17 protein-coding genes and 3 tRNA genes are annotated in these 17,917 nt (G+C 68.2%); 11 read left to right on the top strand and 9 right to left on the bottom strand.

The annotated features are described in order from the left end of the window. Positions 1-49: 49 nt before the first annotated feature. On the top strand, positions 50-2,152 hold the full coding sequence (gene pta, locus Q1X76_RS08285; RefSeq protein WP_300719197.1) for a phosphate acetyltransferase: 2,103 nt from the start codon (positions 50-52) through the stop codon (positions 2,150-2,152). A 125-nt stretch (positions 2,153-2,277) separates the two neighbouring features. Continuing rightward, positions 2,278-3,489 carry an acetate kinase gene (locus Q1X76_RS08280; protein ID WP_300719196.1) on the top strand — a complete coding sequence of 404 codons (1,212 nt, stop codon included), beginning with the start codon at positions 2,278-2,280 and terminating at the stop codon, positions 3,487-3,489. A gap of 559 nt (positions 3,490-4,048) precedes the next feature. On the opposite strand, the gene Q1X76_RS08275 is transcribed toward Q1X76_RS08280, so the two are convergent. Continuing rightward, positions 4,049-4,135: transfer RNA gene (locus tag Q1X76_RS08275), tRNA-Leu, on the bottom strand. A gap of 220 nt (positions 4,136-4,355) precedes the next feature. Here Q1X76_RS08275 and cbiB point away from each other — a divergent pair. From cbiB to Q1X76_RS08260, 3 genes are all read left to right on the top strand, one after another. After that, positions 4,356-5,357, top strand: a complete 1,002-nt coding sequence (gene cbiB / locus Q1X76_RS08270) for an adenosylcobinamide-phosphate synthase CbiB (protein ID WP_300719195.1) — start codon at positions 4,356-4,358, stop codon at positions 5,355-5,357. 85 nt (positions 5,358-5,442) lie between these two features. Continuing rightward, positions 5,443-6,183, top strand: a complete 741-nt coding sequence (cobS, locus tag Q1X76_RS08265; protein ID WP_300719194.1) for an adenosylcobinamide-GDP ribazoletransferase — start codon at positions 5,443-5,445, stop codon at positions 6,181-6,183. Positions 6,184-6,487: 304 nt separating this feature from the next. Continuing rightward, positions 6,488-7,072, top strand: a complete 585-nt coding sequence (locus Q1X76_RS08260) for a bifunctional adenosylcobinamide kinase/adenosylcobinamide-phosphate guanylyltransferase (protein ID WP_300719193.1) — start codon at positions 6,488-6,490, stop codon at positions 7,070-7,072. A gap of 440 nt (positions 7,073-7,512) precedes the next feature. Here Q1X76_RS08260 and Q1X76_RS08255 read toward each other — a convergent pair. Then, positions 7,513-7,599, bottom strand: a tRNA-Leu gene (locus tag Q1X76_RS08255). A gap of 539 nt (positions 7,600-8,138) precedes the next feature. On the opposite strand from Q1X76_RS08255, the gene moaC reads away from it, so the two are divergent. Genes moaC through infA form a run of 3 tightly spaced genes read left to right on the top strand, consistent with a single transcriptional unit; the run spans position 8,139 to position 9,740 of the window. Further along, positions 8,139-8,627, top strand: a complete 489-nt coding sequence (moaC, locus tag Q1X76_RS08250; RefSeq protein WP_300719192.1) for a cyclic pyranopterin monophosphate synthase MoaC — start codon at positions 8,139-8,141, stop codon at positions 8,625-8,627. A 4-nt stretch (positions 8,628-8,631) separates the two neighbouring features. Further along, positions 8,632-9,462: a prolipoprotein diacylglyceryl transferase gene (gene lgt / locus Q1X76_RS08245; RefSeq protein ID WP_300719191.1), complete on the top strand. Its 831-nt coding sequence runs from the start codon at positions 8,632-8,634 to the stop codon at positions 9,460-9,462. Positions 9,463-9,521: 59 nt separating this feature from the next. After that, entirely contained in the window at positions 9,522-9,740 is a 219-nt protein-coding gene (gene infA, locus Q1X76_RS08240) for a translation initiation factor IF-1 (RefSeq protein WP_006008898.1), read from the top strand. A gap of 402 nt (positions 9,741-10,142) precedes the next feature. Here infA and Q1X76_RS08235 read toward each other — a convergent pair whose 3' ends face one another. After that, positions 10,143-10,619, bottom strand: a complete 477-nt coding sequence (locus tag Q1X76_RS08235) for a phosphatidylglycerophosphatase A (protein ID WP_300719190.1) — start codon at positions 10,617-10,619, stop codon at positions 10,143-10,145. Positions 10,620-11,191: 572 nt separating this feature from the next. Between Q1X76_RS08235 and Q1X76_RS08230 the strand changes: the two genes are divergently transcribed. Beyond that, positions 11,192-11,276: transfer RNA gene (locus tag Q1X76_RS08230), tRNA-Leu, on the top strand. 185 nt (positions 11,277-11,461) lie between these two features. Here Q1X76_RS08230 and Q1X76_RS08225 read toward each other — a convergent pair. Further along, the gene (locus tag Q1X76_RS08225; protein ID WP_300719189.1) at positions 11,462-11,935 is read right to left on the bottom strand and encodes a hypothetical protein; all 474 of its coding nucleotides are present in this window, start codon (positions 11,933-11,935) and stop codon (positions 11,462-11,464) included. Between the two features lie 300 nt (positions 11,936-12,235). Between Q1X76_RS08225 and Q1X76_RS08220 the strand changes: the two genes are divergently transcribed. Beyond that, positions 12,236-12,793 carry a nitroreductase family protein gene (locus Q1X76_RS08220; protein ID WP_300719188.1) on the top strand — a complete coding sequence of 186 codons (558 nt, stop codon included), beginning with the start codon at positions 12,236-12,238 and terminating at the stop codon, positions 12,791-12,793. 249 nt (positions 12,794-13,042) lie between these two features. Here the strand turns inward: Q1X76_RS08220 and Q1X76_RS08215 are convergent, their stop codons facing one another. The 5 genes from Q1X76_RS08215 to Q1X76_RS08195 all read right to left on the bottom strand — a co-directional run bounded on the left by Q1X76_RS08215 (position 13,043) and on the right by Q1X76_RS08195 (position 17,086). Further along, positions 13,043-14,752: a carbon starvation CstA family protein gene (locus tag Q1X76_RS08215; RefSeq protein ID WP_300719187.1), complete on the bottom strand. Its 1,710-nt coding sequence runs from the start codon at positions 14,750-14,752 to the stop codon at positions 13,043-13,045. Beyond that, positions 14,749-15,513 (bottom strand): hypothetical protein, encoded by a 765-nt coding sequence (locus Q1X76_RS08210; protein ID WP_300719186.1) that lies wholly within the window; start codon positions 15,511-15,513, stop codon positions 14,749-14,751. Before Q1X76_RS08210 ends, Q1X76_RS08215 begins: the two co-directional genes overlap by 4 nt. A gap of 96 nt (positions 15,514-15,609) precedes the next feature. Further along, entirely contained in the window at positions 15,610-16,035 is a 426-nt protein-coding gene (locus Q1X76_RS08205) for a DUF4911 domain-containing protein (protein ID WP_366140997.1), read from the bottom strand. After that, positions 16,035-16,376, bottom strand: coding sequence for an AzlD domain-containing protein (locus tag Q1X76_RS08200; protein ID WP_300719185.1), 342 nt, complete (start codon positions 16,374-16,376; stop codon positions 16,035-16,037). Before Q1X76_RS08200 ends, Q1X76_RS08205 begins: the two co-directional genes overlap by 1 nt. After that, the gene (locus tag Q1X76_RS08195) at positions 16,373-17,086 is read right to left on the bottom strand and encodes an AzlC family ABC transporter permease (RefSeq protein WP_366140996.1); all 714 of its coding nucleotides are present in this window, start codon (positions 17,084-17,086) and stop codon (positions 16,373-16,375) included. Before Q1X76_RS08195 ends, Q1X76_RS08200 begins: the two co-directional genes overlap by 4 nt. A 221-nt stretch (positions 17,087-17,307) precedes the next feature. Here Q1X76_RS08195 and Q1X76_RS08190 point away from each other — a divergent pair. Then, positions 17,308-17,917, top strand: a 610-nt coding sequence (locus Q1X76_RS08190; protein ID WP_300719184.1) for an MFS transporter, incomplete at its 3' end; no start/stop codon positions are given.

The raw sequence follows: 17,917 nt of genomic DNA, 5'->3' as shown, positions 1-17,917 counted from the left end.
ATAACGGCCAATGATTCACCGGGGCCAGCGCCCCGTCCTGGAGGAAACCATGCATCGCGCCCTATACCTTACCGCCACGGGCCCGCGCACCGGCAAGCGCGCCATCGCCCTGGGCACCATGTCCATCCTGAGCCGCAACATGCAGGATGTGGCCATCTTCCGCCCCATCATCAACGAGCCCCAGCTGGATGACCGCGCCCCGGACATCAACCTGCTGCTGGAACACTTCAAACTCCGTCAGGACTACTGCGACACCTTCGCCTACACCCATCAGGAAGTGCGCACCATCATCAACCAGGGCGACCGCAACCTGGTCATCGAGAACATCATCCAGAAATTCAAGGAGCTGCAGAGCCGCCACGACTTCGTGCTCTGCGTGGGCACCGACTTCCTGGGCAAGGACCCGGTCTTCGAATTCGAACTGAACGCCGAGATCGCCTCCAACCTGGGCTGCCCCGTGATGCTCATCACCAGCGGTGAAGGCAAGAACGCCGAGGAAGTGCGCGACTCCCTGCTGGTGACCCGCGATTCCATGGCCCCCTATGCCCTGGACGTGGTGGCCACCATCGTCAACCGCTCCAGCCTGACCCGCGCCGAGACCGACGACCTGGGCGACATCTTCGCCGTGGACGACAAGCCCGGCCTGGTCTACGCCATCCCGGACGAGCCCGCCCTGGGCCGCGCCACCATGCGCGACCTGCAGAAGGGCCTCAACGCCGAAGTGCTCTCCGGCGAGGCCCACCTCGACGCCCTGGTGGGCGACTACCTCATCGCCGCCATGCACGTGGACAACTTCCTGGGCTATCTGGCCAAGGACCAGCTGGTGGTCACCCCCGGCGACCGCACCGACATCCTGCTGGCCTCCATCGCCTCGCGCCTGTCCTCCAGCAAGCCCGACATCGCCGGCGTGCTGCTGACCGGCGGCATCCGTCCCAGCACCGAGGTGAGCAACCTCATCGAAGGCTGGACCGGCGCGCCCCTGCCCGTGCTGCTGACCGACCAGCACACCTCCAAGGCCTTCCTCTCCCTGCAGGAGATCTACGGCCTCATCGAACCCACCGACACCCGCAAGATCAACACCGTGCTGGGCCTCTATGACCACTACGTCAACGGCAAGGAGATCAGCGCCCGCCTGAACATGACCAACCCCGGCCGCATGACGCCCATGATGTTCGAACTGAACCTCATCGAACGCGCCAAGGCCAACAAGATGCGCATCGTCCTGGCCGAAGGCGAGGAACCCCGCATCCTGCAGGCCACCGACATCCTGCTGCGCCGCGAAGTGGCCGACATCATCCTGCTGGGCAACGCGGACAAGATCAGCAAGCTGGCCCGCGAACTGCACCTTGACATCAGCAAGGCCACCATCATCGATCCCGTGACCTCGCCCAAGTTCGAAGACTACGCCGCCACCTACGCCGAGCTGCGCAAGGCCAAGGGCGTGACCATCGAACGCGCCCGCGACGTCATGGCCGACGCCACCTACTTCGCCACCATGATGGTCAAGAAGGACGACGCCGACGGCATGGTCTCCGGCGCGGTCAACACCACCGCCCACACCATCCGCCCGGCCTTCGAATTCATCAAGACCAAGCCCGGCTATTCCGTGGTCTCCTCGGTCTTCCTGATGTGCCTCAAGGACCGCGTGCTGGTCTTCGGCGACTGCGCCGTCAACCCCAACCCCTCGTCCCAGCAGCTGGCCGAGATCGCCGTGGCCTCCGCCGACACGGCCCGGGTCTTCGGCATCGAGCCCCGCGTGGCCATGCTCTCCTACTCCACCGGCACGTCCGGCAAGGGCGCCGACGTGGATGTGGTGGTGGAAGCCACGGCCCTGGCCAAGGAAAAGGCTCCCGAGCTCTCCCTGGAAGGCCCCCTGCAGTACGACGCCGCCATCGATCCCACCGTGGCCCGTACCAAGCTGCCCAACAGCAAGGTGGCCGGCAAGGCGACGGTCTTCATCTTCCCGGACCTCAACACCGGCAACAATACCTACAAGGCCGTGCAGCGCGCCGCTGAGGCCGTGGCCATCGGTCCTGTCCTGCAGGGCCTGAACAAGCCCGTCAACGACCTCTCCCGCGGCTGCACCGTGCCCGATATCGTCAATACCGTGGCCATCACCGCCATCCAGGCCGCTGCCGAAAAGCACGACTAAGGGCCCTGCCCGCCGGGCGCTCCCCTTTTGGGGGCCCTGCCCGGCGGCCGTCCTTTCCGCCACACTGCCAATCCCGGGACGGAGCTTCGGCTCCGTCCCGCATTCCCCCCGACGAGGAACCTCTCATGAAAGTACTGGTTATCAACGCTGGCTCTTCCTCCTGCAAGTATCAGCTGCTGGAAATGGATACCGAGACCGTCCTGGCTTCCGGTCTGGCCGAACGCATCGGCCAGGGCGGCACGGGCAAGCTGACCCACAAGATCGCCCCCGATACCGACCGCGAAGAAAAGATCGTGCGCGAAAGCGCCTTCCCCACCCATGTGGAAGCCATGGAACTGGTCATCGCCCTGCTGACCGACCCTGAAAAGGGCGTCATCAAGGACAAGAGCGAGATCTACGCCATCGGCCACCGCGTGCTGCACGGCGGCGAAGCCATCACCGAGACCGTGAAGGTGGACGACAAGGTCAAGCAGATCATCCGCGACTGCTTCCCCCTGGGCCCCCTGCACAACCCTGCCAACCTCATGGGCATCGAAGTGGCCGAAAAGCTCTTCCCCGGCGTGCCCAACGTGGCCGTGTTCGACACCGAATTCGGCATGGCCATGCCGCAGGAAGCCTACATGTACGGCCTGCCCTACGAGATCTACGAGGAAATGCACATCCGCCGCTACGGCTTCCACGGCACCTCGCACAAATACATCGCCAAGAAGACCGCCGAATATCTGGGCAAGCCCCAGTCCGAGCTGCGCTCCATCACCATGCACCTGGGCAACGGCTCTTCCATGAGCTGTGTCAAGGACGGCAAGTGCTTTGACACCAGCATGGGCCTCACGCCTCTGGAAGGCCTCATCATGGGCACCCGCTGCGGCTCCATCGACCCGGCCATCGTGCCCTTCATCATGGAAAAGAAGGGCCTGACCCCCGAACAGATGGACACCCTGATGAACAAGAAGTCCGGCCTGCTGGGCCTGTGCGGCTTCACCGACATGCGCGACGTGCACAAGGAAGTGGAAAAGGGCAACAAGAAGGCCGAACTGGCCCTCAAGATGCTGGTCCGCAGCATCAAGAAGACCCTGGGCGCCTACTTCCTGCTGCTGGGCGGCAAGGTCGATGCCCTGGTCTTCACCGCCGGCATCGGTGAAAACGACGACATCGTGCGCGCCATGGTCTGCGAAGGCCTGGAAGAACTGGGCGTGCGCCTGAACCTGGAAGAAAACGGCACCCGCAAGCCCGGCGCCCGCACCATCTCCACCCCGGACAGCAAGATCAAGGTCCTCATCATCCCCACCAACGAGGAACTGCAGATCGCCCAGGCCACCGTGGAAGTGCTGGCCTAAGGCACGTTCCCGCGCCGGAGCCGGGGCAGCCCCAGCCGCCCCCAGCCGCGACAGTCCGGTCAAGCCACGACAGCATCACAGGCCGTCTCCCCCGGGAGGCGGCCTTTTCCATGCCCGCGCGGGAAAGGCCGGGCGGGGCAAGGCACAGCGGCGGGCACGCAAGGGCGGCGGACAAACGCCAGCCTCCCCGGGAAGAGGCCCGGAACAGGGCGCGGCAAAAGCAGCGGGGGAGGCGACGGGAGCGGAAAAAAGCGGGACAAGGGAGGGGAAGAGACAGCGGCGGGAAAAAAGGCAGGGGGCGCGGGACAAAGGCGGCGTTGCGCCATCCGTGACGGACTGCCGGGACACGGCGGGAACAGGCGCAAGCCGTTTCACCGCAGCAGGATGGAGGCGGCACCGTTGCCCCGGTGCTGATGGCGCGCCGCGCGGGCCCCATGGGGCTCGCGGCCCTCGCGGCCCCGACACTGCCATTCCCCAAAAACAGGAAAAGGCTGGTATTGCTACCAGCCTTGCTTTCCATTGGTGCCGAAGGGGAGACTCGAACTCCCTTGCTTTCCATTGGTGCCGAAGGGGAGACTCGAACTCCCACTCCGTTGCCAGAACTAGACCCTGAACCTAGCGTGTCTACCAATTCCACCACTTCGGCGTGGAAATTTGTCTACAGGATTCGCCCCCGCATGGCAAGCATTTTTTTCACATTTTATGCTTTTTTTATTTTTATCCTGAAAAAACAGCCTGTTCTGCCCGTCTTGCAGCGCTGCCCAGCGGCCCGGCCCGGCCGCGTTCCCGATCCCGGCTTGCGGCTCCCGCGTTTTTTGCGCACACTTGCCCCGCACCCGAAACATTGTCCCCGACGAGCCGCTGCCATGAGTCTTTCGTCCGCCGTCTTCCTCCTGCCCGCCGCCCTGCTGCTGGACCGCCTCTGCGGCGAGCCGCCGGCCCGCGTCCATCCGGTCTGCGCCCTGGGCGCGCTGGCCGCCCGTCTGGAAAGCAGGCTCCGGCGCGGTCCCAACGGCCTGCGCCTGCGTCTGGCCGGTCTGCTGGCCTGTCTGGCCCTGGTCCTGTGCGCCGCCCTCTGCGCCGCCCTGCCGGTCCTGCTGGCCGGAGCTCTGGCCGGTGATGCGGCCGCCTGGCTGGTCTGCGTGGTGGCGGTCTCCCTCTGTCTGGCGCCCCGCTGTCTGGACGAACACGCCCGCCGGGTGGCCCTGCCGCTGGAAGCCGGGGACCTGACGGGTGCCCGCCGGGCCGTGTCCATGCTGGTGGGCCGCGACCCGCAACAGCTGGACGCCCACGGCGTGGCCCGGGCCTGCGTGGAGAGCGTGGGCGAGAACCTGACCGACGGCGTGCTCGGCACCCTGTTCTGGGCCGCCACGGGCCTGCTGCTGGCCGGTCTGCCCGGTGCGGCCGCCCTGGCCGCCTGCCATCGCGCCGCCAATGTCCTGGATGCCCTGTGGGGCAAGCTCGACGAGACCTACCGCTGTTTCGGCACGGCCGCCGCCCGGCTGGACGACCTGCTCAACTGGTGCCCGGCCCGTCTGGCCCTGCCCTGCATCGCCCTGGCCGCCGCCCTGCTGCCCGGCCTCGACGGCCGGGGGGCCTGGCGTACAGGCTGGCGGTACCGTCGCGCCCACGAAAGCCCCAACTCCGCCTGGAGCGAGGCGGCCTTCGCGGGCGCCCTGGGCCTGCGTCTGGGCGGCCCGGCCTGGTACGGCCCCCTGTACCGCCGGCATCCCTGGCTGGGCGACGGCAGCCCGCTGGCCACGGCCCGACACATCCGGCAGGCCGTGCGCCTGATGTGGGCCTCCCTGCTGGTCTTCGCGGCCCTGGCCTCCCTGCTGGTCTTCGCGGCCTTGGCCGCCTCTGTCTGAGCCCGCCCGGGACAGGACGCGCAGGACGGGACAGCAGGACAGGCAGCGAAAAATTTTCCCCCAACCTTCAGCAAGGCACTGCACCATGTCCGTCATCAGCTCTTTCCGCGCCGCCGTGGCCTTCTTCACCCGTCTGCCCGTGGGCAAAGCGCCCCTGCCGCCCACGCTGTCCGGCATCGTGGCCTGGCTGCCCGCCGTGGGCCTGCTGGTGGGGGCCCTGGCCGGTCTGGCCCTGCTGCTGGCTGCCCGGCTGGGCCTGACCGCCCTGCCCTGCGGCGTCCTGGCCGCCCTGGCCTGGACCGCCGTCACCGGCGGCCTGCACCTCGACGGCGTGGCCGACTGCGGCGACGGCCTGCTGGTGGAAGCGCCGCCGGAACGCCGCCTGGCCATCATGAAGGATTCGCGTCTGGGCAGTTTCGGCGCGCTGGCCCTGTTCTTCGTCCTTTCCACCAAGGTCGCGGCCCTGGCGGCACTGGTCGGGACGGCGCCCCTGCACGCCCTGTGCGCCTGCTGTCTGGCGGGCATGCTGGGCCGCTGTCAGGTCTTCGCGGGCATGCGCCTGCCCACGGCCCGGCCCGGCGGTCTGGGCAGCATGATGCACGACGGCATGAAGCCACGCTACGCCTATACGGCCCTCGGGCTCTGTCTGGTGGCCTGTCTCGCGATGGGACGGCATGGCCTGTACAGCCTGCTGGCCGCCGTCCTGACCGGCATCTGGCTGCTCTCCGCCGCCCGCGCGCGCATCGGCGGCGTGACGGGCGATGTTTTCGGCGCGCTCATCGAGACCACGGAATGCGCCGTGCTGCTGGCCTGCTGCCTGCCCTGAACAAGGAACGCAGCGCCGGGACGGACCGTGACGCACCGGTGCGCACCTGATCATGCGACAGCGGCCCGCAAGCACCGGCGGCAGGGCCGCATACGGCGATGCGGACGCGCTGTGCGCCCGGCCGGTGTCCCCGCGCGCCCCCATCCGCGAGCATGGTACGGCCCGCATGGCATGGCGGCACGGCCGCGACCACAGGCCGCTGTCCCGATGTCCCGGCGTCCCGTGCGGCTCGCGCCATGCGCCGGCACCTGCACTCACGAAGACGGCGACAGCCCGCACTCGCGGCAGCACCTGAGGAGGACCCATGGACCATCCTGATCTGACCCTGTTCCTGGGCGGTACACGCAGCGGCAAGAGCGCCCTGGCCGAGGCCCTGGTCACGGCGCGGGCCGCCGGGCCGGTCTGGTATCTGGCCACGGCGCAGGCGGCCGCAGACGACGCGGATCTGGCCGAACGCATCCGCCGCCACCGCCTGCGGCGTCCTGGGCACTGGCGGACCGTGGAATGCCCCCGCCATCCGGGCCGGGAGCTGGCGCGCCTGCTGGCCGCCCAGGCTCCCGCCACGGCCATGCCCACCGTGCTGCTGGACTGCGTGACCCTCTGGATGGGCAACATCCTCTTCGCCCTGGACGATCCCCCGGAGCCGGCCGATCTCGAGACCGCCGTCCGGGAAGAAGTGGCGGAACTGCTCGCGGTCATGCGGACCTTTCCCTGCCGCTGGGTGCTGGTCTCCGGCGAGACGGGCCTCGGCGGCATCCAGACCAGCCGTCTGGGACGCATCTTCGATGACGGTCTGGGCCTGGCCAACCAGCTGCTGGCCGCTGCGGCGGAAGATGTTTTCCTGGTGGTGGCCGGACGCTGCCTGCGTCTGGAGCGGCCTGATTTCTGAGCCGCGCCCGCACGGCCGGGAACAGCCGCCCTCCTCCCCGCGCGTCGGCCCGTGCCAGCCCGGCAGCGTCGCCGGGCCCGCACGGCATGGCGGACGCCTCCCGCTGCCCGCGCCCTTCCCCCGTCCGCGCATAAAAAAAGCGCCCCTTCCCTCTTGGAAAGAGACGCATCCCACCTCTGCGGCGCCAGTGCGCGGCCCGCGACACCAGCAGGGCAGCCCGGACTTCCGGCCAAGCGCGATCACTCCGCCGGGACGGGCGGCACGGCGGAGGGCCGCAGCGCAACGGGCCCAGCGGTCTGTCCCCGGTGGCGCGCGGCTACAACCTCATGCACGCATGTGGCCCGTGGCAGTGCCGCGTCTTCCGGCGCGGCGCGGCAACAGACAGCGATTTGCCCAAAAACAGGAAAAGGCTGGTATTGCTACCAGCCTTTGCTTTCCATTGGTGCCGAAGGGGAGACTCGAACTCCCACTCCGTTGCCAGAACTAGACCCTGAACCTAGCGTGTCTACCAATTCCACCACTTCGGCGCAAAAAGATATGTAGCGGATTTCCCTCTGACTGGCAAGCATTTTCGCAAAAAAATTTCGCGGCCCGCGTTTCCGCTCTGAACTCCCCGCGCGGGGCGGCCGGGGCGTCGCCGAACCACGGGGCAACGCCGCTTCCCCGTCCTGCGGGCACGGACAGGACGGCCTGGGCGGGCCGGGGCTTCGCCGCTGCTCCGAGGGCAAGGGCCAAGGCCCCGTCCCGCGCCAGTACAGGCCGGACGACAGGGCGGCCGGGGCGGCTTCGGCACCGCTCCTCCGGCGGACACCGGGGATGCCCGTCCCCGCGCCGGGACAGGACGGGAGCCGGGACATCCGCGGGGCTGGCCGCCCGGGGCTCCGCGAGAGCGGCGCCCCCGGGAGGGACGCCAGCTTCCCTGCCCGGTGCGCTGGGGAAGCGACCACTGACGGGCCGTGGATGATCCCCTGTCCCGCTCCGGCGCTCCCGTACGGCAGGGGCCGTCTTGCCTTGCGCCGGGCCATGCGCTACACAGCAAGGCACACTCTTACGCAAGGAACACCTCATGCAGGACAATTTTTCCCATCTGGACAAGGACGGCAACATCACCATGGTGGACGTGGGCGCCAAGCCCGACACCCGGCGCGTGGCCATTGCCGAAGCCATCGTGGAACTTTCGCCCAAAACCCTGGAACTGCTCAAGGAATGCGCCCTGCCCAAGGGCGACGTGCTGACCTGTGCCAAGGTGGGCGGCATCATGGCCGCCAAGCGCACGGCCGAGCTGATCCCGCTCTGCCATCCCCTGGGCCTGAGCCTGGTGGACATCCGCTTCGAGGTGCGCGACACCCCGCCCAGCGTACGCATCGAGGCCGAAACGCGCACCACCGGCCCCACCGGCGTGGAGATGGAAGCCATCATCGCCGCCCAGACCGCCGCCGCCGTCATCTATGACATGTGCAAGGCCGTGCAGCGCGACATCGTCATCAGCCGTGTCCGCCTGCTGTTCAAGGATGGCGGCCGCAGCGGCGCGTTCCACGCCAGGCCCCTGGACTAGACGGATGCAGTTCCCCGCCATCGATCCCGTGGCCTTCAGCATCGGCTCCCTGCAGCTGCGCTGGTACGGCCTCATGTATTTGCTGGCCTTCTTCGTGGGCTGGGGCCTGGCCCGCTGGCGGGCCTCCCGTCCCGGCTCCGGCTGGAAGACCGTGGACGTGGACGACCTGCTGACCTTCGTCATGCTGGGCGTCATCCTGGGCGCGCGCCTGGGCTATGTGCTCTTTTACGACCTGCCCGCCTATATCGACGACCCCGGCGAGATACTGCGCATCTGGAACGGCGGCATGTCCTTCCACGGCGGCCTGCTGGGCGTGCTCTGCGCCTTCTGGTATTTCTCGCGCACGCGCGGGAAGTCTTTTCTCGAAGTCTCGGACTTCATCGCGCCCCTGGTGCCGCAGGGCCTGTTCTGGGGCCGCATGGGCAACTTCATCAACGGCGAGCTCTGGGGCAAGGTCAGCGACGTGCCCTGGGCCATGATCTTTCCCGGCGGCGGGCCCTGGCCGCGCCACCCCTCGCAGCTCTACGAGGGCCTGCTGGAAGGTCTGGTGCTGTTCGTGGTGCTGTGGATCTTTTCCGCCCGGCCGCGCAAGGCGGGCGCCGTGTCCGGCCTTTTCGCCCTGCTCTACGCCGTGTTCCGCTTCGGCGTGGAATTCGTGCGCGTGCCCGACGCCCAGCTGGGCTATCTGGCCTTCGGCTGGCTGACCATGGGCCAGGTGCTCTGCCTGCCGCTCATGGCCGCGGGCCTCTGGCTGCTCTGCCGCAGCCCGCGTCCGCAGGCCGCCACGCCGCCGGCGGAAGCCCCGCGCAAGGCCCGCGGCGCACGAAAGCGTTGACAGACCTTGCTTCTTCCGTGTAGATATTCGCCGCTCATCTGAATCTTTTGGGAGGAAATATGGCTAAAGAAGGTTCCATTGAAGTTGACGGCGTGGTGCAGGAAGCCCTGCCCAATGCCATGTTCCGTGTGGAGCTGGAAAACGGCCACGAAGTGCTGGCGCACATTTCCGGCAAGATGCGCAAATTCTACATCCGCATCCTGCCCGGCGACCGCGTGAAGGTGGAGCTCTCGCCCTACGACCTGACCCGCGGCCGCATCACCTACCGCATGAAGTAGCCCGCACCCGACCCGCCTTTGCAGCGCACCCCTGACGGCATGACAGAGGTGCGCTTTTGTTGCGTCCTGTGGATGGCATGCGGCCTCCCTGACCGGAGGCCGCCGCCTGCGCAGCTCCATCAAAAAACGGGAGACGGCTTCGGGCCCTTTTCCTCCATCATGCCTTGTGTCCGCAAAAGACACAAAAAAAGGACGCCGCAGCGTCCTTTTTCATTTCTCCAGCCCCGAGAGCGCATCGCCTCCAGGCCTGGCGTCTGGCCCTCTTTTCCGCCCGATCCTCCCCGATAAAGCGCGTTTGGGGAGGGATGGGGGGCTCGGGGGGAAGGGGACCCCTTTGTGCGCCAGCCAAAGGGGTCCCCTTCCCCCCAAAACACCCGAAGGACCATGCCCGCAAAAAACTTCCTAAACCCAGCCCAGGGCCCGCAGCGCCAGCAGGCAGATCATGGCCATGAGCCCGGCCAGCACGTCGTCCAGCATGATGCCCCAGCCCGCGGGCAGCCAGTTTTCCGAGGCGTGCACGGGCCAGGGCTTCCAGATGTCGAACAGGCGGAACAGGGCGAAGGCCCAGACCAGCCCGGCCCAGGACCAGTCGCCCGCACCCAGGGGCAGGAGGGCGATCCAGACGCCCGCCAGTTCGTCGATGACCACCTCGCCGGGGTCGGTGCGGCCCAGCAGGACTTCGGCCCGCGTGGCGGCCAGACCGCCGGTCACGAAGATCACGGCCAGGAAGAGCAGCCGCGCCCAGAGCGGCAGGGGCAGGAAGATCAGGGGCGCCAGCAGGGCGGCCAGCGCCGAGCCGGCCGTGCCGGGCGCCCTGGGCGACAGCCCGGCGATGCCCAGACGGCAATAGGCCAGGATGCAGGTATTCCAGAATGACATATCTCTCCTCCACGGCTCCGCGGTCCAGGGGCACAAAGGCCTCCATCCCCAGGGCCGCCCGCCGCAAGACGATGTCCCACAGATGCCGGGGCCCCGGCCACGAAAGCCGTCCGCGAGCGGACGCGGCGAGCGACGATACCGGAGCGCCACGGGGCCACAAGGCACGCACGGGCGGACGCATGGTCCCGGCATCTGCAAAGCGGGCTGCCTCGAGCCGGATATCCCCCACGGACGTTCGTTCGGTAGTGGTGGGGTCTTCCCGCCCGCCTTGTCCCGCACAGCCGCACACGGACGGACGCGCCAGGGACCTCCGCTCATGGTTGTCTGACCGTCCGTGACGGTCTTCGCGCGTGTCCCGATGAGCTTCCCTGTCTTCCGCCACGGCGAGGGCGGAGGCCCTGCGGCATGGCCCGGACAAAGCAGCGCTGCACGAAAACGCACATCCTTTCCGGGCCTCCTTGCGACGGCGGAGCCTTGGGCAGTGTAGCGGCTTGCCGCCCGTCTGGCAACGCCCGGCCCGCCGGTGCCCGCCCCTTGACGCCGCAGGAGCGGCCAGCTACAAAAGAGCCCACGCCCGGATGGTGGAATTGGTAGACACAAGGGACTTAAAATCCCTCGGCCTATGCCGTGCCGGTTCAAGCCCGGCTCCGGGTACCAGAGCATGAAAGGCCGCCGCAGAGGAGTTCCGCGGCGGCCTTTTTTTTGCGTGCGCCTCCGTACGTCCGCCGCCGTGCCCCGTGCCGCCCGGTGCCGGGCAGGGATATCGCCGTCCCGCAGGCTCCCTGGCGTGCCGTCCGGCCCACGGGACCGGAGAACGGACGCAGCAGGCAGCCCGTCATGCCTCAGTACGGGACCGCCTCGAAGACGCCTTCCACCCGGCATGTGTCATCGTGCAGGCGCAGCGTGCCGGAGATCCCGTCAGGCAGTTCCAGCACCGCCGCGTCCTGTACGGCCAATGCGCGGCAGGCGGCCGTGAAGATCACGACCTTCGTGTCCCCGATCCGGTAAAGGCCCTCCTCTTCCCGGGTGACGACAAGCTCATGGCGTCCCCGCCGCAGCAGCTTCCGAACATAGACGTCCTCCACGGCGCAGCGCCGGCCGCTGTCCGGGAAAAGGAGCCCATTCCTGTCCGAAGTCAGGACGGCCCGGGCTCCGGCGGCCTGTTCGAAACAGAATTTCGTCCTGATGAGCACATCCCACGCCCACGCGGCATACAGGTCATCAGCCACCCGGGTCACGCGGAGGGCATGCTGCCCGGCCGCGCAGTTCGCGGCGGTCAGGAGCAGGATGGTCAGGGCCCAAAGGATCCGTTGCATGTAGCCTCCAGTAAAACATGTTCCGGCGCCGCGCATCCCCGCAGCCCTTCCGGCAGATGCCGCCATCGCACCTCCGGCCGGGAGCGCCTGCCGCCCCGCGAGCCGGGGAACAGGACCGTCGCGGGCCGCCCCGCAGGCAGCGCCTCTCCCGCGCTGACTACGGGAAGTGCGCCCCGATGTCCAGCCGGAAGGACGCGCCCGTGCCCCGGCTCGACCTTTGCGCCGGTATCCTCTATACTGGCCTGTACCCGTGCCGCCACGGGACATGTTCCATCTTCAAGACATGATCGAGGTCATATCATGGATGCCCTGCAATGCATTCTCACCCGTCGTTCCTGCCGCTCCTATGAGGACCGGCCCATCCCCAAGAAAGAGATCCTGGAGCTGCTGACCATCGGCACCAAGGCCGCCACCGGCTCGGGCATGCAGCCCTGGGGCTTCGTGACCCTCACGGACAGGGAAAAGATCGCCGCCCTCTCCGACGAGATCAAGGGCTGGCTCAAAGAGCATTTCGACGACTTCCCCTGGCTGGCCCAGTACCGCGAATGGCTGGACAATCCCAACTACAACATCTTCTATGACGCCCACAACGTGGTCTGCGTCTACGGGGACACGGCCTCGCACTGGTACGTCTATGACGGCACCCTCTGCACGGCCAACATCATGCTGGCCGCCCACGCCAGGGGCATCGGCTCCTGCTGGATCGGCTTCGCCCAGGACTTCATGAACCGGCCGGAGATCAAGGCCCGCTACAAGGTGCCGGACAGCTGCCAGTTCGTCAGCGCCCTGAGCCTGGGCTATGCCAAGGGCCATCTGCCCGAGGCCCAGCGCAAGGAACCGGTCATCTTCAACAGCTAGCTCCCCGGGACGCCAGGCCGCCGGAGCGGGGCATCTTCAGTATGGCCCCTGCGCCATGCCGGCGGACAGGTCCGAAGCCCCTCCCGGCCCCGGCCGGCATCCCACGGAACATCCCGGCACAACCAGCAGACATCGGGACGCGAAAAGGCGGATCCCTGGATCCGCCTTTTTTATCGTACGCCGACAGGCAGGAGCCCTTCCCATCACGGGCGGCTCCTCCCCACCAGTCTGTTCAGGGGAAAGACCCGTCTAGGCCTTTTCCGCCGCAGGGCATCCCTTGCGGCGCAGGGCCTGCCAGCCTTCCCGCACCAGCACCAGCGACAGCACCAGCAGCAGCACGGCGATGACCAGTTGCAGGGCGGCCACAGCGCCGCCCGTACCGGCCAGCAGGGCCCTGCCCTGGGCCACGATGCCCAGCACCAGGGCCGAGAGCGTCACCAGCAGCATGAAGAACATGGGCACGAGGAACATGCCGTTGCGGCGCGCCAGGTTCTGCAGCCAGCAGGCCACGGCCAGCAGGGCCAGGGCGGCCAGCAGCTGGTTGGCCGCGCCGAACAGGGGCCAGATCTTGGCATAGCCGCCGAAGCCCAGGCTCATGCCCAGGGCCACGGTCACCAGGGTGGCCACATATTTGTTGACCAGCACCGCGCGCCAGCCGCGCACGTCCTTCACGCTCTGGCCCGGGGCCAGCCACAGTTCCTGGAACATATAGCGGCCCAGGCGGGTGGCCGTATCCAGCGAGGTCAGGCAGAAGGTGGACACGGCCAGGATGATGAGGCCGTAGGTGACGCCGCGGGCGCTCCCGCTGCCCAGGCCCACGCAGGCCAGCATCTGCGACAGGCCGTCGGCCAGCACCTGGGTGGGCGTCTGGCTGGTGAAGGCGTTGCCGTTCCGGGTGAAGATATAGCCCACGGCGATGAGCGAGGCGATGCCCAGGGCGCTTTCGATGAGCATGGAGCCGAAGCCCACCAGGCGGGCGTCGCCTTCGCTGCTCAGCTGCTTGGAGGTGGTGCCCGAGGCCACCAGCGAGTGGAAGCCCGAGATGGCGCCGCAGGCCACGGTCACGAACAGGGCCGGGAACAGGTACTGACCGTTGACTTCAAAGCCGGTGAAGGCGGGCAGCTCGATGACGGGATGGGCGGCCGCGATGCCCACCACGGCGGCCAGCATCATGGCGTAAAGCAGGAAGGAGCTCAGGTAGTCGCGGGGCTGGAGCAGTATCCAGACCGGCGTCACCGAGGCCAGCAGGATATAGAGGCCCAGCAGCCACATCCAGGTGTCGTAGCCCGCATAGACGGGAAAGCGCAGGCCCAGGGCGATGACGCCCACGATGCCCGCCAGGCCCAGCAGGGTGGCCTTGCCCAGCGGCATCTCGCAGCGGTAGACCAGCAGGCCGAAGATCACGGCCAGCACGATGAACAGCAGGGAGATGGTGGCCGTGGAACCGTTGACCTGGTTGTGGACCAGCGCGCCCGAGGCGTCCGTCATGAAGCCGTTGAAGGTGCCCGCCACGATGGAGGCGAACGCGCCCACCACCAGCACCAGGGTCAGGAAGGAAAAGATGACGAACAGGCGCTTGGCGCGCAGGCCGATGCTGCCCGCGATGACCTCGCCGATGGAGCGGCCCTTGTTGCGCAGGGAGGCGAACAGGGCCCCGAAGTCATGCACGCCGCCGAAGAAGATGCCGCCGACGACGATCCAGAGGAAACAGGGCAGCCAGCCGAAAATGGCGGCCTGGATGGGGCCGTTGATGGGCCCGGCCCCGGCGATGGAGGAAAAATGGTGCCCCAGCACCACCGGCGCTTTGGAAGGCATGTAGTCCACGCCGTCGCGGAACTGATGGGCCGGCGTGGGACGGGAGGGGTCCACGCCCCAGACTTTTTCCAGCCATGCGCCGTAGACGAAATAGCCCAGTCCCAGCAGGACCAGGCCGCCGAGGAGCAGATACAGGGAATTCATGATGCACGCTCACGGGAAAAAAGGGATGGGAACGCCCCGCGCACCAGGGGCAGCAGGGTGGCCCGGGCTGCCTTGTTGCAGGCGCAGGCGGCATCGGCGGTGTCGGTGTCGCGCCGCGGCGCGGCGGGGAGGACAAGGGCCAGCACGCGCAGGCGCATCCAGCCGCGCAGGCCCCACCAGAAACTTTTGCAGACACGGCAGCGCGCCACGGCGTCGGCCGCGTCCTGCCGCCATGCCCGGCAGAGGATGCTGACGCTCACATAGGAGGCCATGTGCTCGTCATGGGGCCGCACCTGTTCCCGGCCCCAGGCCAGGGCCCCGTCGCGGATGCGCTCCCAGGCGGCCAAGTCCAGCAGGGGCAGGTCATGGACCTGCAGGTATTCGTGCGTCTCCGCGGCCCAGAGCGTGGCCTTGCGGTGCAGCACATAGGCTTCGTCACGGCGGTGGAAGGCGCAGAGGGCGCGCAGGCTGCCGGGGCCGTCCCGGCGCTCCACATCGAAGCCGGCGGCGCTCAGGGCGGACAGCAGGGCGTCCAGAGGGGCCGCCATGCAGGCGGCCTGACGGCCATCGGGCCGGGCAGCGCACGGAGCGCCGGACAGGGGGCCGGCCACGTCATCGAACTGATCATGGGGCCGGGCATGGGGCCGGACAACCGGCACGGCAGCGCTCAGGCCGCCGTGGCCGTCCGCAGCCGCGGGCGCGCCGTCGGCGTCCCGCTTCCCGGGCTGTCCGTCATCGCTCCAGGGGCCTTCCTGTCGCATCAGCACCACGCTCCCGCCCTGCCTTGGCTGACCTCCCCTTCCCGGCAGGGCCATGAGGATGGGGAGCAAAAAACGTCCGTGACGGCGGTACGCGCGTCACGGGCGCGCTGCGGACGGAGCACTGTCTGGGGCCCCGCCCGGAAGATGGCTTGCGGCATCGTCCGGGGTGCTGTCCGGGGAACGGTCCCGGCCCCTGTCCGTGGGCCAGTCCTCCACCGTGAAGGACAGGCTTTCGGCCATCTCGGCCAGGGCCCGGCGCAGGGCTTCTTCCCGGTGGGGCGAGAAGACCAGCTTGAGCAGGGCCGCGCGCGGTTCCAGCACGGTGAAATAGGCCGTGTTGTCGTAGCCTTCCAGCAAAAAGCGGAACAGGGCCGTATCCTCCGGGGCCAGGCGCACCAGCAGGCGGGCGCTGCGGGCCGGGGGCGGCAGGGGCGGCCCGGGCTTGCGCGGTTTGCGCAGGGCCGGGGGCAGATGGGCCTCCCGCAGATGGAAGGGGCAGTGCGGCCGTGCTGCGCGGGCCATCAGTACCACCCCAGATAGCGCATCAGGGCCACGAAGCCCATGCAAAAGGCGATGGTGCCGAAAAAGCTCTTGCTCCACCAGGCCACCAGCAGGGCCGGGATGGCCGTCATCAGGAAGAGATTGCGCCACGAGAGCATGAACTCGCCCTGGTAGATGAAGACGTCCGGGCCCAGCAGGGCCGCCATGACCGCCACGGGCACGAAGGAGAGCCAGTGGCGCAGCAGGTCGGGCAGGCTTTCGGCACGCAGGAACATGACCGGTCCCACGCGCGGGATCACCGTCACCAGCATGCACCCGACCAGACAGAAGAGCAATTCCGCATTTTGCTGCAGCCAGCTCATGCCTCTTCCTCCTTCCTGTCCGGCAGGGCGCTTTTGTTGCGGTAGAGCAAGGCCACGCCCAGGCTCGCGCCCAGCACCGTGGCCACCACCACGTTCCACTGCCCCATGCCGGCCAACTTCAGGGACAGGGAGAGGATGGCCGTGACCACGGCCACCAGCACATGCAGGCGGCTGACGCACTGCGGCACCAGCAGGGCCAGGAACATGGCCGTCAGGGCGTAATCCAGGCCCAGGGGCTTCACGTCGTGCACCAGCCCGCCGCAGAAGACGCCCACGACGGTGCCCAGCACCCAGGATGCGTGGGCCGTGAGGTTGCAGGTGTAGAGCGTGGCCGCGCTCAACTGCCAGCCGCGCCGGAAGGCCGTGATGTGCACGCCGAAGGTCTCGTCCGTCATCTCGCAGCCGAACAGGAAACGCTGCAGGCGGCTGAGAGGGGCCAGGGGCTCGGCCATGGCCGCGGACATGAGCAGATGGCGCAGATTGACCACGAAGACCGCCACGATGACGGACACGGCGCCCACGCCGGCCCCCCAGAGGCTCGCGCAGACGAACTGCCCGGACCCGGCGAAATGGAAGACCGACATGGCCACCACCAGGGCGGGCGGGATATCGTTCTTGACGGCCAGCACACCAAAGGCGAACGCCACCGGCGCGTACCCCAGCACGATGGGCAGGGCCCGGCGCACGCCGTCCATATAGGGAGATGCCACAGCAGCCTCCTCTCCTGAAAATGAAAGAGTTTTCCTAGCCCTTTTCCTCTCCCTTTGGCAAGGGCATGCGTCGCCGTCCCGCCGGCGGACAGGATGCGGGACAGGGCGGGCGCGGCATGCGGCTCGCCGCCGGCGGCCAGCCGCGCCCCTCTTGCCAACGGCCGCGTTTTTCGGAACAATCCCTGGCCGATCTCCCCCACTCTCCGCTGACCGAGGCCCGCATGTCCGCTCTGTCCTTTTTCGCTCCCCGCGCCCTGCCGCCGCAACTGGCCGGCAAGGCCGGCTCCCTGACCTGTCTTTCCCTGCTCTGCTTCGCCCTGGCCGACGTGCGCGACGGCCTGGGGCCCTTCCTGGGCATCTTCCTGCAAAGCCACGGCTGGACGCCGGACAGCATCGGCTACGTCATGACCATCGGCGGTCTGGCGGGCATGGCCGTCACCGCGCCCATGGGCGCTCTGGCCGACGCCACCCGCCGCAAACGCCTGCTGCTGGCCCTGGCCTCGCTGGGCATCGTGGGCGCGCTGGCCCTGATCTTCCTCTGCCAGCGGCCCCTGCTGGTGGGCGGCGCGCAGATCGTGCAGGCCGTGTGCGCGGCGGCCGTGGCCCCGACCATCAGCGGCCTGACCCTGGGCCTGGTGGGGCAGGCCCATCTGCCCGCCCAGCTGGGCCGCAACGAAGCCTGGAACCACGCGGGCAACGGCCTTTCCGCCCTGCTGGGCGGCGCTGTGGGCTACTGGTACGGCGTGCCCGGCGTCTTTGTGATCATGACCGGCATGATGTGCCTCAGCCTCCACGCCCTGCGCGGCATCGCCCCCGGCGATATCGACTACA

The sequence above is a fragment of the uncultured Desulfovibrio sp. genome, assembly GCF_949282365.1.
Lineage (GTDB): Bacteria > Desulfobacterota > Desulfovibrionia > Desulfovibrionales > Desulfovibrionaceae > Desulfovibrio.
The sequence above is the reverse complement of the archived record's forward strand: the minus strand, read 5'-3'. Positions and strand labels throughout refer to the sequence as shown.

Excerpts from the sequence above, each read along its gene's own strand:
- pta (WP_300719197.1), top strand. The coding sequence starts at position 50 with ATGCATCGCGCCCTATACCTTACCGCCACGGGCCCGCGCACCGGCAAG.
- Q1X76_RS08280 (WP_300719196.1), top strand. The coding sequence starts at position 2,278 with ATGAAAGTACTGGTTATCAACGCTGGCTCTTCCTCCTGCAAGTATCAG.
- cbiB (WP_300719195.1), top strand. The coding sequence starts at position 4,356 with ATGAGTCTTTCGTCCGCCGTCTTCCTCCTGCCCGCCGCCCTGCTGCTG.
- cobS (WP_300719194.1), top strand. The coding sequence starts at position 5,443 with ATGTCCGTCATCAGCTCTTTCCGCGCCGCCGTGGCCTTCTTCACCCGT.
- Q1X76_RS08260 (WP_300719193.1), top strand. The coding sequence starts at position 6,488 with ATGGACCATCCTGATCTGACCCTGTTCCTGGGCGGTACACGCAGCGGC.
- moaC (WP_300719192.1), top strand. The coding sequence starts at position 8,139 with ATGCAGGACAATTTTTCCCATCTGGACAAGGACGGCAACATCACCATG.
- lgt (WP_300719191.1), top strand. The coding sequence starts at position 8,632 with ATGCAGTTCCCCGCCATCGATCCCGTGGCCTTCAGCATCGGCTCCCTG.
- infA (WP_006008898.1), top strand. The coding sequence starts at position 9,522 with ATGGCTAAAGAAGGTTCCATTGAAGTTGACGGCGTGGTGCAGGAAGCC.
- Q1X76_RS08235 (WP_300719190.1), bottom strand. The coding sequence starts at position 10,619 with ATGTCATTCTGGAATACCTGCATCCTGGCCTATTGCCGTCTGGGCATC.
- Q1X76_RS08225 (WP_300719189.1), bottom strand. The coding sequence starts at position 11,935 with ATGCAACGGATCCTTTGGGCCCTGACCATCCTGCTCCTGACCGCCGCG.
- Q1X76_RS08220 (WP_300719188.1), top strand. The coding sequence starts at position 12,236 with ATGGATGCCCTGCAATGCATTCTCACCCGTCGTTCCTGCCGCTCCTAT.
- Q1X76_RS08215 (WP_300719187.1), bottom strand. The coding sequence starts at position 14,752 with ATGAATTCCCTGTATCTGCTCCTCGGCGGCCTGGTCCTGCTGGGACTG.
- Q1X76_RS08210 (WP_300719186.1), bottom strand. The coding sequence starts at position 15,513 with ATGCGACAGGAAGGCCCCTGGAGCGATGACGGACAGCCCGGGAAGCGG.
- Q1X76_RS08205 (WP_366140997.1), bottom strand. The coding sequence starts at position 16,035 with ATGGCCCGCGCAGCACGGCCGCACTGCCCCTTCCATCTGCGGGAGGCC.
- Q1X76_RS08200 (WP_300719185.1), bottom strand. The coding sequence starts at position 16,376 with ATGAGCTGGCTGCAGCAAAATGCGGAATTGCTCTTCTGTCTGGTCGGG.